This is a genomic window from Streptomyces sp. VRA16 Mangrove soil (assembly GCF_017377775.1).
Lineage (GTDB): Bacteria > Actinomycetota > Actinomycetes > Streptomycetales > Streptomycetaceae > Streptomyces.
Genome location: NZ_JAFVLN010000001.1, coordinates 755,657 through 770,941, shown reverse-complemented (window position 1 = coordinate 770,941; position 15,285 = coordinate 755,657). Strand labels below are relative to the sequence as shown.

General features: G+C 70.6%; 12 protein-coding genes and 1 pseudogene. 4 read left to right on the top strand and 9 right to left on the bottom strand.

Translation table 11 applies throughout. The features are described 5' to 3' along the window. Positions 1 to 176: 176 nt before the first annotated feature. The 5 genes from J3486_RS03370 to fdh all read right to left on the bottom strand — a co-directional run bounded on the left by J3486_RS03370 (position 177) and on the right by fdh (position 7,689). Positions 177 to 749 (bottom strand): cysteine hydrolase family protein, encoded by a 573-nt coding sequence (locus J3486_RS03370; RefSeq protein WP_207818386.1) that lies wholly within the window; start codon positions 747 to 749, stop codon positions 177 to 179. 386 nt (positions 750 to 1,135) lie between these two features. Next, on the bottom strand, positions 1,136 to 1,933 hold the full coding sequence (locus tag J3486_RS03365; protein ID WP_207818385.1) for a SigB/SigF/SigG family RNA polymerase sigma factor: 798 nt from the start codon (positions 1,931 to 1,933) through the stop codon (positions 1,136 to 1,138). Between the two features lie 574 nt (positions 1,934 to 2,507). Further along, the gene (gene nrfD, locus J3486_RS03360) at positions 2,508 to 3,479 is read right to left on the bottom strand and encodes an NrfD/PsrC family molybdoenzyme membrane anchor subunit (protein WP_207818384.1); all 972 of its coding nucleotides are present in this window, start codon (positions 3,477 to 3,479) and stop codon (positions 2,508 to 2,510) included. Next, complete coding sequence (locus J3486_RS03355) at positions 3,476 to 4,423, bottom strand: 4Fe-4S dicluster domain-containing protein (protein ID WP_207818383.1); 948 nt, start codon at positions 4,421 to 4,423, stop codon at positions 3,476 to 3,478. The genes nrfD and J3486_RS03355 overlap by 4 nt, the downstream gene beginning before the upstream one ends. Then, positions 4,420 to 7,689, bottom strand: coding sequence for a formate dehydrogenase (gene fdh, locus J3486_RS03350; protein WP_207818382.1), 3,270 nt, complete (start codon positions 7,687 to 7,689; stop codon positions 4,420 to 4,422). Before fdh ends, J3486_RS03355 begins: the two co-directional genes overlap by 4 nt. 847 nt (positions 7,690 to 8,536) lie before the next feature. On the opposite strand from fdh, the gene J3486_RS03345 reads away from it, so the two are divergent. From J3486_RS03345 to J3486_RS03330, 4 genes and pseudogenes are all read left to right on the top strand, one after another. Continuing rightward, complete coding sequence (locus J3486_RS03345; RefSeq protein WP_207818381.1) at positions 8,537 to 9,721, top strand: alcohol dehydrogenase catalytic domain-containing protein; 1,185 nt, start codon at positions 8,537 to 8,539, stop codon at positions 9,719 to 9,721. Positions 9,722 to 9,777: 56 nt separating this feature from the next. Then, a pseudogene (locus J3486_RS03340) lies at positions 9,778 to 10,673 on the top strand (aminotransferase class I/II-fold pyridoxal phosphate-dependent enzyme); the annotation flags it as partial. A gap of 134 nt (positions 10,674 to 10,807) precedes the next feature. Beyond that, entirely contained in the window at positions 10,808 to 11,797 is a 990-nt protein-coding gene (locus J3486_RS03335; RefSeq protein ID WP_207818379.1) for an SDR family oxidoreductase, read from the top strand. A 175-nt stretch (positions 11,798 to 11,972) separates the two neighbouring features. After that, a complete protein-coding gene (locus J3486_RS03330) occupies positions 11,973 to 12,479 on the top strand; it encodes a hypothetical protein (protein ID WP_207818378.1) in 507 nt (168 codons plus the stop codon). 486 nt (positions 12,480 to 12,965) lie between these two features. Here the strand turns inward: J3486_RS03330 and J3486_RS03325 are convergent, their stop codons facing one another. The 4 genes from J3486_RS03325 to J3486_RS03310 all read right to left on the bottom strand — a co-directional run bounded on the left by J3486_RS03325 (position 12,966) and on the right by J3486_RS03310 (position 15,269). Beyond that, positions 12,966 to 13,889 carry an AraC family transcriptional regulator gene (locus J3486_RS03325; RefSeq protein WP_207818377.1) on the bottom strand — a complete coding sequence of 308 codons (924 nt, stop codon included), beginning with the start codon at positions 13,887 to 13,889 and terminating at the stop codon, positions 12,966 to 12,968. A gap of 88 nt (positions 13,890 to 13,977) precedes the next feature. Next, positions 13,978 to 14,307 carry a MoaF N-terminal domain-containing protein gene (locus J3486_RS03320; RefSeq protein WP_207818376.1) on the bottom strand — a complete coding sequence of 110 codons (330 nt, stop codon included), beginning with the start codon at positions 14,305 to 14,307 and terminating at the stop codon, positions 13,978 to 13,980. A gap of 15 nt (positions 14,308 to 14,322) precedes the next feature. Further along, positions 14,323 to 14,625 carry a DUF2630 family protein gene (locus tag J3486_RS03315; RefSeq protein ID WP_307804669.1) on the bottom strand — a complete coding sequence of 101 codons (303 nt, stop codon included), beginning with the start codon at positions 14,623 to 14,625 and terminating at the stop codon, positions 14,323 to 14,325. Beyond that, positions 14,622 to 15,269: an NADPH-dependent F420 reductase gene (locus J3486_RS03310; RefSeq protein ID WP_207818375.1), complete on the bottom strand. Its 648-nt coding sequence runs from the start codon at positions 15,267 to 15,269 to the stop codon at positions 14,622 to 14,624. Before J3486_RS03310 ends, J3486_RS03315 begins: the two co-directional genes overlap by 4 nt. Positions 15,270 to 15,285 lie beyond the last annotated feature (16 nt).

Here is a 15,285-nt window from a genome sequence, read left to right as displayed (position 1 = left end):
GCCGCGGCCTGCGCGTTCACGGTCGTATACCGCCGGAACGGTGGCGCAGGCGACGGCACCGTCACGGGCAGCGACGCGACCTGCCCTGGTCGTCGGCCCGTGCCTGGTCGAGAAGCCCTGCGGGCGGGAACACCTCGCTGGCCAGAAAGCATCCGAACCGCGCCATCACTCGCTCTTCACGTGGGCGGCTCAGTGTCCTGGGTGAACGTGACGTCCTGACCCCTGACTATGTGCGCACCCATGTTCCTGCGCATCATCTCCAGTGCCGCGTCGGCGAGGCGGCGGTGGATGGGGGCGACGGCGTCGGAGACGACCGTCACGTCCAGGTGCCGGATATGAGCGTCCAGCGCCGAGTACAGCACGCACTGCTCGGTGACCTGGCCGCACAGGACGACGTGACGCACGCCCAGTTCCCACAGCAGATACATCAGCGGTGTCTCGTAGAAGATCGAGTGCCGCGCCTTCACGACGAACAGTGCGTCGTCGTCCGGCAAAATCGGCTCCACGAGATCCGCATGCGGCCCGGCCATGGCCGCGTCGACGAGTTCGCCGTGGTGTGAACGCCACTGCCCAAAGTTGTCGTTGGCGTACACCACCGGAACACCGCGGGCGCGTGCCGCGGCAAGCAGCTCGGCGATGACCGGCACCGCCTTGCGTGCCCCGGGCAGCAGCAGGTCGGCGTCCTGGTGGTCGTACGTGTTGATCATGTCGATCACGATCACGGCGGCCGACGGGCGGGCGGCGCTCATGGCCACGCCCTCAGCAGCGTCTTCATCATGTGTCCCCTGCACAGCTGGAGTTGCCTGTCGAACATCGTGAGCCGGAGCAGTCGGCCGGCGGCGCTGTCATCGACACCGCTGACGCGTACGTCGCGTATTCCTTGCCATGTCAGAGTGTGCATCGGCCGCACTTCCCAACGTGCGTGGTGTGAAGGTGGGGCTCAGCGGCCCCCTACCAGGGGCTCACATCATGCGGTGTCCCGCGGGGTGACCGTCTGCGCCGGAGGGCGCTGCGCGTACCCACGGCCGGAGACGTCATGCAGATTCCCGAGGCCGGCGCGCCAGCTGGGCGGCAGGTGACCAGGAACGCGACTGACGGCTCCGGGTCGACGCCCGTCAGGGTGAGGAGTGCACGTTCAGGCGGCGCGGTCACGCCCCGCCTGGGGGTCGGCGTCGTCGCGGATCGTGGCGCAACTGCGGGCGATGAGGCGGGAGACATGCATCTGCGAGATGCCTAGCTCCTCGCCTATGCGGGCCTGGGTCATGTCTTCGAAGAAGCGCAGGTAGAGGATGACGCGTTCACGCTCAGGCAGATGGGCGAGCCCTTCCTTGGCGGCTTCCCGGTCGGCGACGAGGTCGTACGCCGGCTCGGTCTCGCCCAGGGTGTCGGACAGGCTGTACCCCTGCTCCGCGGCGCCCACTTCGGCGTCGAGCGACAGACTCCTGTAGCTCTCCAGCGCCTCCATCCCTTCACGTACCTCGTCACAGCTCAGTCCGGCCTCCTGCGCGATCTCCTGCGTACTGGGCTCTCGGTCGGGGTGGTCGGGCCGGTTCATGAGGTCGCGGCGCGCGAAACGGGCCTTGTTGCGGAGGTCCTTGATCCGGCGGGGCACGCGCAGGTCCCAGGCGTGGTCCCGGAAGTGGCGGCGCAGCTCACCCGTGATGGTGGGCACTGCGTACGGCTCGAAGGCGCCGCGCCCAGGGTCGTAGCGGTCGACCGCCTTGACCAGCCCCACGGCCGCGACCTGCTCGAGATCCTCCACGCTCTCCCCCTTGTCGCGGAAGCGCCGGGCGAGGCGGTGGGCCATGGGCAGCCATGCCTCCACAAGCTCCTCTCTCAGCACATCGTGCTCGGGGCCCTGCGAGCTCACGGCCAGACGTTCGAAGGTTTCCTCGGTGTGGGGTGCGTCGTCGTGCACGCGGTGCGTGACCATCAGGATTCGCTCCTCGGCGGGACGATGTACATGGGCGACAGCGAGCGACGGACGCCATGGCACCAGGGCGTTTCACTCGCGAGGGGCGCCTGTTGTCCCAAGCACACGACATCCGGGACCTCCTCGCCCGACGGGGCGGACAGCCAGGCCGGGCGGGGGCTCGCTGCGGATGCCCTCGCTGACCACGTTACGCGCCGGCACCACTCGACACATCCGAACAAAAATTCCCATACCTCCCGCCCCGCTGGCGGCGCAAAGGCGGGCCGTGGCCGAGAAACGTCTGCCCTGAGCGCGGAAGGTACGCGTCGGTGCGCGCACAGGTCCTCCACGGCGGCGGTCCGGGCCAGGTGATCGGCGTGGCCAGGATCCGCAGGTCGCACTGGGTGGATTCCGCGCGCGGCACTCCCCACGCGCCTCTAGGGCGAGAGGAGTCACCAAGACGGTCAGTCAGCGGCGACAGCACCTGGGAGCGACCGTGTCGCCTCTCACGCTCCGGCACGAACGGAGGTCGTACGGGGCTCCGCGATGCAAGGGCTCGCGCAACGTGACAGCTACCCGACGGCCCCTTCCTGCCTCACGGCCGGTCGAGGTCGTCATCGGGATCGCGGCCCGCCGCCGCGTACTGCGGGCCGACGGTGTAGCGAGGATCCTCAGCCGACGCGATGCCCGCCGCGAAGATGCCGAACCGTGTGCACGCGGAGCCGGCAAGGAGACCCAGTCCCGCCACGACGGCAGCCGGGCGACTGCGCCGGCCGAGCAGGGCCGCGCCCGCCGCGCCCGCGACGGTAAGAGCCTCGGCGCAGCGCAGCAGCGTTCCCGCACGGCCGGACCGGTAGGTCTCCGCCACCATGCCCAGGTCGCGTTCGGCTGCCCGGATCGCGATCTGCTCGGACGCGGCGGCCAGCGCCGCCGCGCAGATCGCCGGGGCGTTCTCCCCTCTGGGACCCACGACGAGAGCCATGCCGGACGCGGCGGCCACGGCCGATGCGGCGAAGACGTAGGGCAGTTGACGGTGGGCGCCGTGCCAGGCGGGTACCGCGGTGTCCGCCGCCAGCACCCCGGTGTAGGTGGCGAGCGCGGGACCGAGCAGGGCGGCGCCGGTGGTCGCCACCGCGCCGGTGCGGGGCAGTCGGCCGGTGGCTGCAGTCAGCGCGGCGACCCCGGCCGCGGGCCCGTAGGCACTGAGGATCCAGGACCCGACGCTCATCGGCGAGGTGGGCTTGATGACCCGCAGCATGTTCGGGAAGCGGCTCGGCACACCGAGGTCGTTGACGAGCGCGGCAGCGGACAGGGTGACCGCCGCGAGCGAGGAGGCCTTCAGCGCTGTGGCCATCCTCTGCCGCCCGGTGACGTGAGCGCCTGCCGCGAGCACCGAGCCCGCGCCGGCGAGCCCGCCCAGGAAGAAGTAGCCCGCGATGTCGCGCGCCGCCCAGGACGGGGCCTTGATGATCGGCCTGCCGTAGTACGAGCCGAACTCGGCGCGCGGGACCATCAGTTCCTCACCGCGGCGCTTCCCGCCGCGGCGCCGAGATCCTGTCGCGCTCATCGCCGTGCCTTCCCTCGAAGGACGGCCGGGACCGCGAAGGACATCGCGAGACCACCGGCCAGGGACAGCGCCGCGACACCCGCGTGTTTCCACATGGCGGGCAGGTCCCGGGTCGTGACGACCGGGTCCGGGGGCAGCCCGTACACCTCGGGCCGGTCCAGGAGGAGGAAGAACGCTCCGTCGCCGCCGACGCCGTCCTCGGGGTCGTGCCCGTAGAGACGCGCCTCGCTCACCCCCGACTCGTGCAGTTGGTCGACGCGCAGAGCGGCTCGCTCACGCAGTTCGTCGAGCGGGCCGAACTGGATGGACTCGGTCGGGCAGGCCTTCGCGCAGGCCGGTTCCTGGCCGGCGCCGAGACGGTCGTAGCAGAGGGTGCACTTGAACGCCCGGCCGTCGGAGGGGCGTTGCTCGATGACGCCGTACGGACATGCGGGCACGCAGTAGCCGCAGCCGTTACAGATGTCCTCCTGCACCACGACGGTGCCGAACTCGGTGCGGAAGAGCGACCCCGTGGGGCACACGTCCAGACACGCGGCGTGCGTGCAGTGCTTGCACACGTCGGACGACATCAACCAGCGCATGTCGGAAGCGCTGCCGCTGCTCTGTGTCGCGGCGTCCCCCGGCCCCTCCGGTTCCGTGCCGGCCATCGGCAGGACGGTGCGTCCTGCCGGGGAGGGCGGGCCGTCGGCGGGTGCCGACTGTTCGATGAACGCCACGTGCCGCCAGGTGGAGCTGCCCAGGCCTTGGGTGTTGTCGTAGCTCATGCCGCTCAACGACAGCCCGTCCTCGGGGATCGCGTTCCACTCTTTGCACGCGATTTCGCAAGCTTTGCATCCGATGCAGACGGACGTGTCGGTGAAGAACCCCACCCGTGGCGGGGCGTCCTTGTGCCCCGCGTCGCGTGCCGGGTCCGGTTCTGGGCCGCTGAGCAGGTTGCGGGTCACGTCTTCGGCTCCGTTCCCGTTTCGTCGGTGATGCCGGCCCTGCGGCGGTACTCGGCGACCAGCTTCGGCAGGTCCGGGCCGCGTGGGCGCCTGCCTGCGATGATGTCCGCCGTCAGCGCCTTGTCCTCCTGGATGTGGGAGTTGGGGTCGAGCGCGATCGCGACCAGTTCGTTGGCCGCGTCCCCGGTGGCCACTCCGTTCGGCCCCCAGTGGAACGGCAGCCCGATCTGGTGCACCGTCCGCCCGTGCACGGTCAGCGGCTTCAGCCGCTCGGTCACCATCACCCGCGCCTCGATGGCGTTGCGCGCGGTGACGATGGTCGCCCAGCCGCCGTGCACGAGGCCCCGCTCAGCGGCGAGCCGGGGCGAGAGCTCGCAGAAGAACTCCGGCTGCAGTTCGGACAGGTAGGACGACCAGCGGCTCATTCCGCCCGCGGTGAAGTGCTCGGTCAGCCGGTGCGTGGTGACGACGTACGGATAGACGTCGGCGCCGGGTTCGTCGCCACTCGGGTGGTAGCGGTTGCCCTCGCGCGGACGCAACTGCCGGGTGGGAGAGCGCGACCACGACGGATACAGGGCGTTGACGAAGGGCGAGTCCTGCGGCTCGTAGTGGGTCGGGAGCGGTCCGTCCTCAAGGCCGGCCGGCGCGTACAGCCAACCCTTGCCGTCGGCCTGCATGATGAACGGGTCGTCGCCGCGCAGCGCGTCGGGCCCCGTGGCGCCCTCCGGCGGCACGTAGTCCGGAGACCGGTCGGGCACGAAGTCGGGGACGTCGTGGCCCGTCCACCGGCCGGCGGCATCGTCCCACCACATGTAGGACTTGCGGTCGCTCCAGGGCGTTCCGTCCGGGGCGGCGGACGCGCGGTTGTACAGGATGCGCCGGTTCGCCGGCCACGCCCAGGCCCAGTCGGCGGCCACCCAGTCCTGTTCCGTGTGCGGGGTGCGGCGGGCCGCCCGGTTCACACCGTCGGCGAAGACACCGCAGTAGATCCAGCATCCGCACCGGGTCGAGCCGTCGTCCTTCAACTGGGTGTAGGCGGACAGCGGCTCCCCGTCCGGGCCATGTCCGTTGATCTCGGCGAGGACCGCGGCGGCGACGGGTTCGCGCAGCGGGCCGTCCACCGGGTAGTCCCAGGTCAGATCCTGCACGGCCCGGTCCATGGGGTCATCGGACGCGGCCAGTCGCTCCTTGATGCGGCGGCCCAGGTGGTACATGAACCACAGGTCGCTGCGGGCGTCGCCGTCCGGCTCGACCGCCGCGTGGTGCCACTGAAGCCAGCGGTTGGTGTTGGTGAACGAGCCGGACTTCTCCGTGTGCGCCGCGGCGGGAAAGAAGAAGACCTCCGTGCCGATGTCCTCGGTGCGCATCTCCCCGGTCTCGATCTCCGGGCCGTCCTGCCACCAGGTCGCCGATTCGATCAGCGAGAAGTCCCGCACGACCAGCCACTCCAGCTCCGCCATACCCATGCGCTGCAGCCGCGTGTTGGCCGAGCCGACCGCGGGGTTCTCCCCCATCAGGAAGTAGCCCTTGCACGTGCCGTCGAGCTGCGCGAGCACGGTGTCGTACGTGCTGTGGGAGCCGGTCAGGCGCGGGAGGTGGTCGAAGCAGAAGTCGTTGTCCGCCGTGGCGGCGTCACCGTAGTACGCCTTGAGCAGACTGACGAAGTAGGAGCGCATCTCGCCCCAGAAGCCCTTGTCCGTCCGGCTGGCCGTGACGAACGCGTCCAGGTCCTCGTGGGCGTGCGCGTGCGGCATCGGCAGGTAGCCGGGGAGCAGGTTGAACAGGGTCGGGATGTCGCTGGATCCCTGGATGGAGGCGTGCCCGCGCAACGCCTGGATGCCACCACCGGGGCGGCCGATGTTGCCGAGCAGCAGTTGCAGGATGCTGGCCGCGCGAATGTACTGCGACCCCACGGAGTGCTGCGTCCAGCCGACCGCGTAGGCGAAGGCGCTGGTCCGTTCGCGCCCGGAGTTGGACGTCAGCGCGTCGCACACCTCCAGGAACGTCTCCCGCGGTACTCCGCAGGTCTGCTCGACGAGCTCCGGGGTGTAGCGCGCGTAGTGCCGCTTGAGGACCTGGAAGACGCAGCGGGGGTGCTGCAGGGTCTCGTCCCGGGCCGCGTCGCTGTGGGCCTGGGCGCCGCCCGAACCCTGCGTCTCCGCTCCCCCGGCGGCGCTGATCCTGGCCGGGGCGTCCTCACCGACGCGACGCTCGTACTGCTCGTCGACCTCACCGGTCGGCTGCTGCACATCCCCGCCCTCGTACTGCCAGCTCTCGGGGTCGTAGTGGTGCTCTTCCTCGTTCAGGCCGGAGAAGATGCCGCCCAGGTCCTCGGTGTCCTGGAAGTCCTTGCTCACCAGGGTCGCCGCGTTCGTGTACGCGAGCACGTACTCGCGGAAATCCTTCTCCTCGGACAGGACGTGGTTGATGATGCCGCCGAGGAAGGCGATGTCGCTGCCCGCGCGAAGGGGGACGTGCAGGTCGGCCAGCGCGCTGGTACGGGTGAAGCGCGGGTCCACGTGGATGATCCGCGCGCCCCGCGCCTTGGCCTCCATCACCCACTGGAATCCCACGGGGTGCGCCTCGGCGAAGTTCGAGCCCTGGATCACGATGCAGTCGGCGTGCTGCAGGTCCTGCATGAACGTGGTCGCGCCACCACGTCCGAAGGAGGAGCCGAGCCCCGCGACGGTGGAGCTGTGACAGACCCGCGCCTGGTTCTCCACCTGGACCACGCCGAGCCCGGTCAGCAACTTCTTGATCAGGTAGTTCTCCTCGTTGTCCAGCGTCGCGCCGCCGAGACTGGCGATCCCGAGCGTGCGGGCCGTGCGGAGTCCGTCGTGCTCCCACTCCCAGGTGCGGCGCCGGGTCTCGACGACTCGATCGGCGACCATGTCCATCGCCGTCTCCAGATCAAGCGGCTCCCAGTCCCGCGCGTAGGGGCGGCGGTAGAGAACCTCGTGACGGCGCGCGGATCCGGTGGTGAGCTGAAGCGTCGCCGACCCTTTCGGGCACAGGCGTCCCCGGCTCACCGGGGAGTCCGGATCACCCTCGATCTGGACGACGCGGTCGTCCTTGACGTAGATCTCCTGACCGCATCCGACGGCGCAGTAGGGGCAGACCGACTTCACAACCCTGTCGGCGGTGTCGGTACGCGGGCGCAGCGTCTCGCTGCGCGACGACATCGCGGCCGCACCCCGCCCCAGCGGGTCGGTCCCGGTGATCTGGCGGAAGACCGGCCAGCCGAGGATCCGGTTGCGAGCACCCATCGCTCCTCCATGGCTCACGGCACACAACGAGTCTCGTGCGGACCCGTGCGGCCGGCGACTTCAGGTACTACAGCGCGTGACCGGAGGGCGGCGCGCCCGCCGCCAAGTACCCCTCCCCCGGCGGACGACACTTCCGCCTCGGTGCCGGGTCTCCCCGCACGGCAATGCTCTCCTTGTCCGCCTCGACGAGGACCGCGGCCATCGTCCACTGCGACGCGCGCCGCTCCGCGCCCTTTCCGACTGCCGGACCGCCGGACCGCCGATTCGCCGATTCGCCGAAGCATGTCTGGAGCCGTTCATGACGGCCCAGCCGGCCATGTCGACACATGGTCTGGTCGATATGGCCACGCTGCTCGGCGAAGGTGCGGAACGGCTCGGCAAGTCGCCCTACGTCCTGGTGTAGCCGCGCTCGCAATCGGCGTGGAATCCACAGCCCACATTGAAGGGAATGCGCACACGGTCACTCCGTCGCCGACCATTGGTGGAGGTAAATCCTCAAGATTTGCCTGATTCATCCTCGCTGTGCGGTGCGTGATGTTTATTCGTAGGGTCGAGAGGCAGACGCACAATGTGCGCTAGCGGGCCGAGCAGATCGCCACGCGCACCCTGAACAAGACCAGGGGCCCGCACCGCGAGCCGCACCTCCACCAAGTACCCGCACAGGCCTCCCAGCGAATAGGCAAGCGATCCGAAAAGGGAGCGCAGGGCCGCACCAAGAACCCGCTCTTACGCGAGGCCCGACGCGGGAACGCCATAGGCGGCTCCTTGATGAACAAGGCGGAACCGGCCAGGACCGTCGGCCGCTGAACCGCACCTGCACGCACCGACCGTTGGGAGGCGCGTTTCCATGCGCGCTCTGACATGGCAAGGCAAGCGCGACGTACGCGTCGAGGAGGTCCCCGACCCTCGTATCGAGAAGCCCGACGACGTCGTCGTCCGGGTCACCTCGACAGGGATCTGCGGCTCGGACCTGCATCTCTACGAGGTGTTCGGCCCGTACCTCGATCCCGGGGACATCCTGGGCCACGAGACGATGGGCATGGTCGTGGAGACCGGCCCCGAGGTCACCGGTGTGGCCGTCGGGGACCGGGTGGTGATCCCGTTCAACGTGTCCTGCAACACCTGCTGGATGTGCCGGCAGGGCCTGCAGTCCCAGTGCGAGACGACGCAGGTGACGTCCATGGGCACCGGGGCCGCGCTGTTCGGCTACACGAAGCTGTACGGGCAGGTGCCCGGCGGCCAGGCCGAGTATCTGCGGGTGCCTTTCGGCAACACCTTGCCCATCAAGGTCCCGGACGGCCCGCCGGACGACCGGTTCGTCTATCTGTCCGACGTCCTGCCCACCGCATGGCAGGCGGTGGAGTACGCCGCCATCCCCGCCGGTGGCAGTGTCACCGTTCTCGGGCTCGGCCCCATCGGCGCCATGGCGACGCGGATCGCCCGCCTGCGCGGCGCGGAGCTGGTCATCGGCGTGGACCTGGTGGACGCCCGGCTCGAACGGGCTCGCCGACACGGGGTCACCACCCTGGACCTGCGCGAACACGACAAGGACCTGGGCGACGCCGTCCGGGACCTCACCCGGGGCAGGGGGACGGACGCCGTGATCGACGCGGTCGGCCTGGAGGCCCATGGAGCGCCTCTCGCCCAGGCGGCGCAGTGGGCCACCGGCCTCCTGCCCGACAGGCTCGCCCGGCCCCTGATGGAGAACGTCGGCGTCGACCGGCTCGGCGCCCTGCTCACGGGGATCGACGCCGTGCGCCGCGGTGGCACGCTGTCCGTCAGCGGCGTCTACGGCGGCGCCGCGAGCCCGCTGCCCCTGCTCACGCTGTTCGACAAGCAACTTCAGCTGCGCATGGGGCAGGCGAACGTCTGGCGTTGGGTCGACGACATCCGCCCTCACCTCACCGACGACGATCCCCTGGACGTCGACGGATTCGCCACGCACCATCTCCCTTTGAGCGAGGGCCCGGCGGCGTACGCGACGTTCCAGGCCAAGGAGGACGGCATGGTGAAGACCTTGCTCAAGCCGTGATGGCCGCAAAAGGGGCTTGGCGGGACGGCACCGACGGGAACACGTCCTGGCAGCGTATGAATCACGAGGCGGCGCCCGTCCTGCAGGCGCTCGACGCCTACCGCAGGCGAGCATGCTGTCGTTCTCCCCGCCGGGCCACAAACAGGCTCGGGGCGCGGACCCGTACGTGCGCGAGGTCCTCGGCGACGCCGTCTTCCTCGGCAACCTGCTGGCGTCGGGGGAACTAGACGACCGCCGGATGCGCGGCGGGCACCTCCGGCGTGCCGAAGAGCTGATGGCGGACGCCGTGCACGCGGACCACACGTTCTTCACGACGTGCGGTAGTTCGCTGTCGGTAAAGGCGGCCATCCTCTTGGTGGCCTCTCCGGGCGAGCAGTTGCTGATCGCCCGGGACGCGCACAAGTCGGTGGTGTCCGCCCTGATCCTGTCCGGCATCGAACCGGTGCGGGTCGAGCCGCGCTGGGACCGTGAGCGGCAGCCGGCCCACCCGCCGTCGGCAGCCGCTGTGGACGCGGCCTTCGACGCCCGTCTCCGCGCGGTGGGCCCGCTGGTCACGAGCCCGACGCCGTACGGCAGTTGCGCCGATCTCCGCGGCATCGCCGAGGCCTGTCACCGGCGCGGCCGCCCGGTGGTCGTCGACGAGGCATGGGGCGCGCATCTGCCGTTCCATCCCGATCTGCCGACCTGGGCGATGGACGCGGGCGCGGACGTCCGCGTGACCAGCATCCACAAGATGGGCAGCGGCCTGGAGCAGGGGTCGGTGGTCCATCTGCGGGGCGATCTGGTCGCGCCGGAGGTGCTGAAGGACCGCGCGGACCTGCTGAGCACGACGAGCCCGTCGGTCCTGATCTACGCAGGTCTCGACGGATGGCGGCGCCAGATGGTCCTGCGCGACCGGGACCTGCTGGCCCACGCGCTTGACCTGGCCGCCGAGGTACGGGCCGGCATCGAGCGGTAGTGCTGCCAGGCAGACGATTCCAAGGCAAAAGGTGGCTTGCCAGGAGGTTACGGTCCGCAGCCCTTGGGCACACGGGGCACGTTCCCCGCGCCACGTCAGCCCGAGCGCACCCGGTGAAAGGCGATGAGATGATCCACCGCAACCGCCTCCCGTTCCGGGCCAGGGGCCCGGGGGCCCTGGTCACCGGTGGCTCCCGGGGACTGGGCCTGTTCATCGCCCGGCACCTGGCCGAGCGCGGATGCACCGTGACCATCGCGGCCCGGGACACCGACGAACTGGAGCGCGCGGCAGCGCAGCTGCGCAAGGAGACCGGTGCGACCGTGCACGTGGCCGTGTGCGACGTACGAGACCGAGCTGCGGTCCGCGCCGTGCTGCGCGAGGTCCACGAGCGCGACGGCCTCGACATCGTGATCGCCAACGCGGGTGTCATCCAGGTGGCGCCCGTCGAGGCGATCGGCTCCGAGGAGTTCGTCGACGCCATGGACACGATGTTCTACGGCGCACTGCACACGTCTCTGGAAGCGCTGCCCCACCTGCGAGAGACTCGCGGACGCCTCGGCCTCGTCGGCTCCGTCGGCGGTCTGCTCGGCGTGCCGCACCTGCTGCCGTACTCGTGCGCCAAGGCCGCGGTCGGCGCTCTCGCGGAGGGGCTGCACGCGGAGGCGGCGGCGTCGGGCGTGAGCGTCACCGCCGTCCATCCCGGGCTGATGCGCACCGGCTCGCACCGGCAGGCCGAGTTCGGTGGGGACGCGAGTGCCGAGTTCGGCTGGTTCAGCACCGCCGCGGGCGCTCCCCTGCTGTCGATGGACGCGGACCGGGCGGCCCGCAGGATCGTGGACGCGGTGGTCCAGCGGCGGGCGCGGCTGGTGCTCACCGCGCCGGCCAAGGCTGCTCAGCTCGCGCACGGTGTGGCTCCCGGCCTCACCACCCGCCTGAGCGGAGTCGCCGCGCGGCTGCTGCCGTCCGCGCCGGGCCGAGGCCCACTGCGCCAGGGCGCCGAAACCGGGGAGCCCGGCCATCCGATCGCGCGGCGGATCAGGGCCTGGGGCAGCAAGCGCAACGACCGGGCTGTGCACGAGGCCAACCAGCAGGAACCCGGACCTCGCACCAGTTCGTGATCCCGCGACCTCTGTTTCGGACCCGCACCCGTGGGAATCCAGCTCACGCTCGAGATCACCGACACCGCACAGCCGACCACACGTCCCACACTCCGGGCCGAGAGGCGCGCCCCGTCGTCGGCGAGGCACAGGAGGAGCGTGTGACGACCGACCGTCCCCGACAGAATGGCCGGCCATGACGGGTGCCGACTCGACGGTGCCCGTCCGCTGGCTGGCCCGCCAGACGGCGTGGGCCCGGCGTGGCCACGACGCCGTGCTCGGCACCATTCGCCTGGCCTTGGCCGGACACACGGGCCAAAGGGCCGCGCGCAGCCGGCACGACGCCGTCTACTACCGGACACGCCCGCCTCTGGGAGTCACCACTCCCTGGGAGCATCCGCACGTCCACGGGGCCAACATGGGCGTAGCGGCCGCGGCCTACCTCAGAGTGGGCGGCTTCGCTCCGCTCGCCACCGGCGAGGACCGCGATCTCGTCGCGCGGCTATCGGCGACGGGGCACCGCATCGCCCGGACCGACGACCACCCCGTGCGCACCGCGCACCGCCTGCGCGGCCGCGCTCCAGGAGGCCTGGCCGATCTCCTCGCCTCCCTGGAACGGCCGACGCGCCCTTGTGACAGGACCACGCTTCCTCCGGAAACGGCTGCGCCGAGCCCTGCGATCCCGTACGCGTGTGATCGATGATCGTCATGGCTGCCCGGACACGAACTGCGCGCGGCGAGGGCCTGGCGTCCGCAGCTTGGTCCGGTCAGCGACCGGTCCACGGCCGCCCGCTCCATCTAGTGCTTGTGCAAACGTCGTTGAAAACCTCACTGTCGTTCGCAGCGCTCGACTTGGTGCGCGACGACGAAGAGAGCTACGCGCCGACCACTCCGTGCAGCCGCCGATCGGGACCGCTCTTCGATGACACTGCGCCCGGCGCTTCCACGATCGCGTGGCAGCCGTGCTTCGACACGAGGGGCGACGCCCGTGGGAGACGGATCGTCTGTTTGCCAGGTGCCGGGTCAGCACCGACCGCTCCTCTCCCGGACCAGGCCGCGACCGCCGCAGCCGGGCGAACACACCTGTTGCGAAAGGAGCCTGGGTATGTCTGGAGAGGTGAGCTGCCGGTCGCTTTGCTGAGCGTGCGTCGGCAGAGGCGGGGGCGTGGAGTGAGCGGGTGTGACGAGTTCAGGGGCGTTGTGTCCGGTCGGGTGACGTGGTGTGGGGGTCGTGGCGGAACCCGGCCGGGGTGGTTCCGACGTGGGCCTGGAAGAACTTGGTGAAGTTCGCGGGGTCGGTGAAGCCGAGCCGGTGGCCGATGCGCCAGGCGGGCAGATCGGTGTGGACCAGGAGGCGTTTGGCCTCCAGCGCCACGCGGTCGTCGACGTACTGTTTCGCGGTCCTGCCGGTGGCGGCGCGCACGGCCCGGTCCAGGGTGCGTCGGCTGTGGCCGAGCATGCGGGCGTACTCGACGGCGGAACGGCTGTGCCGGTAGTGCTCCTCCACGGCGCTGCGGAACGCGGCGAGCACGGGATCGGCGGCGTCCAGCCCGGTGTCCCGCTGGGTGCGGGCCACGCGGGACAGGTGCAGGAGCAGCACCGTGAACAGGGGGCGCAGGGCTTCGTCCGCGTCGGCCGGCGACAGGCCCGGACTGAGGTCGATCTCGGTGCGCAGGTGCTGGACCGCGGCGTCGATCCGGCCGCGGTCCATGGCCCCGGGGCGCAGCAGGGAGGGCAGGGTGTGGTCGTCGAGGCCAACCCGGGCGGCGACCCGCGGCGACAGGAATCCGGGCCGGGCGACGACGTACAGGGCGTGGTACCGCTCGGGAGGTCCGAAACGGTGCACCTGGCGGGGCCCGATCCAGAGCACTTCGCCCGCCTGCAGTCGGTGGTCGGCGAAGTCGACCATATGGGCGGGGCAGTCGCCGTGGGCGAACAGCATGAGCTGGAAGCCGGTGCTGTGTGGGCTGGTGAGAAAGTCACGGGGCACGGACGCGGGGATGGCGGACACCTCGCGGCAGCGCACTCCCACGGCCAGAGCGGAGCTCTCACGGAAGTGGTCGGAGAGGATCTCGCCGGCGGGGCGGCCCGGCGGCCGGTGCGTCGGCGTCATGGTTCCACGATGGCCCGGGCCCGCCGTCGGCGCACGGGCTGAGCGTGCTCGCCGCCAGGGGCCGGGGGCCGCTGCCGGTCGCGCCCAGTCAGGGACGCGGGGTGATGGTGCCGCGCAGATTCCAGAAGGCGCCGGAGGCGAGGTCGGTGATGTTGGTCCACACGGTGCCCGCGGCGAAGTCCTGAACGTGGCTGACGGTGTTGCCGGTGTCCGGCTCCGTCCAGGTGACCATCCACAGGTCGGGGCGGACCTCGGTGCGGGTGACGGTGAAGGTGTTGAGGGTGCCGCTCGGGTAGCCCGGGTCGGCGATCACGGTCACATCGAGTCCGTCGTCGGCGGTGAAATGCATCTCGTACTGGTTCGTGGGCCCGAAGTCGAAGAGAAATCGGCGGCCGACGACCTGGGTCGTGCTGGTCATGACGAGTCCTTCCTGTCAGTTCTGGTAGGCCGCCACCACGGCGGCGGGACGTACGGTGGCGGCGCGCGGGTCCTGGCCGTACTCGGCGAGGGCCTTGCGCCGGCGGAGCAGGTCCCACAGCTGGTCGAGCTCCCGCTCGATGGCGCTCAGCGCGGCGGTGTTGCCGTACGGGGCTGCGGGCATCGTGGCGTGCAGTCGGTGCTCCTCGTCGTGAAGATCACGGATGCGGGCCAGCAGGTCGGAGTTGTCCATGGTGGCGCTCCGGTGGGTGTTGGTGTCGGCCGGTGTTCGGCTGCCGCGGGCGGGAGGGCCGGTCACGGCAGGACGATCTTGATGCCGCTCATCCAGCCGGCGCCGAGGCTCTCCTGCAGCGTCATGTGCAGGAACTGGAAGCTCTCCAGTTCACGGGCGCGGCGCAGCGGGCCGGCGTCGACGGCATGCAGCCCGCCCGTGCGGCCCAGCTCCAGAACCTGATGTTTGGCCTGTTGGTCGTCGCCTGCGACGAACAGATCCAGTGGGGTGCCGGTGGCGAGTTCGCCCGCGATGAGGGTGCCCGCGAAGATGGTGTTGAACGCCTTCACCACGTGGGCCTCCGGCGCGACGGCAGCGATCTCCTCGGCCGCGGACGTGCCCGGGGCGACGGTGAGCGCGTCGAAGGTGGTGAAGTCGACCGGGTTGGAGATGTCGACGACCACCTTGCCGGCCAGGGCCGCCCGGTGTGTGGCCGCCACCTCCTTGGCGGCCTCGAAGGGCAGGGCCAGGACGACGACGTCCGCGTCGGCGATGTCCTCGGTCAGACCGCTGCGGACATCGGCGCCGGGCACGGCCCGCACCAGCTGTGCGGCGAGTTCGGTGGCCTTGGCGGCGTTACGGTTGATGAGACGGACGGCGCTGCCACCGACCAGAGCGCGGGTGGCAATACCGTGGGCCATGCTCCCGGCGCCGATCATCGTGATCTTCATGTGGGGGTCTCCTTGC

What these genes read in the sequence shown, in the direction of transcription:
- J3486_RS03330 (WP_207818378.1), top strand. Translation starts at nt 11,973, where the DNA reads ATGACGGGTGCCGACTCGACGGTGCCCGTCCGCTGGCTGGCCCGCCAG.
- J3486_RS03365 (WP_207818385.1), bottom strand. Translation starts at nt 1,933, where the DNA reads ATGGTCACGCACCGCGTGCACGACGACGCACCCCACACCGAGGAAACC.
- J3486_RS03325 (WP_207818377.1), bottom strand. Translation starts at nt 13,889, where the DNA reads ATGACGCCGACGCACCGGCCGCCGGGCCGCCCCGCCGGCGAGATCCTC.
- J3486_RS03320 (WP_207818376.1), bottom strand. Translation starts at nt 14,307, where the DNA reads ATGACCAGCACGACCCAGGTCGTCGGCCGCCGATTTCTCTTCGACTTC.
- J3486_RS03345 (WP_207818381.1), top strand. Translation starts at nt 8,537, where the DNA reads ATGCGCGCTCTGACATGGCAAGGCAAGCGCGACGTACGCGTCGAGGAG.
- nrfD (WP_207818384.1), bottom strand. Translation starts at nt 3,479, where the DNA reads ATGAGCGCGACAGGATCTCGGCGCCGCGGCGGGAAGCGCCGCGGTGAG.
- J3486_RS03335 (WP_207818379.1), top strand. Translation starts at nt 10,808, where the DNA reads ATGATCCACCGCAACCGCCTCCCGTTCCGGGCCAGGGGCCCGGGGGCC.
- J3486_RS03310 (WP_207818375.1), bottom strand. Translation starts at nt 15,269, where the DNA reads ATGAAGATCACGATGATCGGCGCCGGGAGCATGGCCCACGGTATTGCC.
- fdh (WP_207818382.1), bottom strand. Translation starts at nt 7,689, where the DNA reads ATGGGTGCTCGCAACCGGATCCTCGGCTGGCCGGTCTTCCGCCAGATC.
- J3486_RS03370 (WP_207818386.1), bottom strand. Translation starts at nt 749, where the DNA reads ATGAGCGCCGCCCGCCCGTCGGCCGCCGTGATCGTGATCGACATGATC.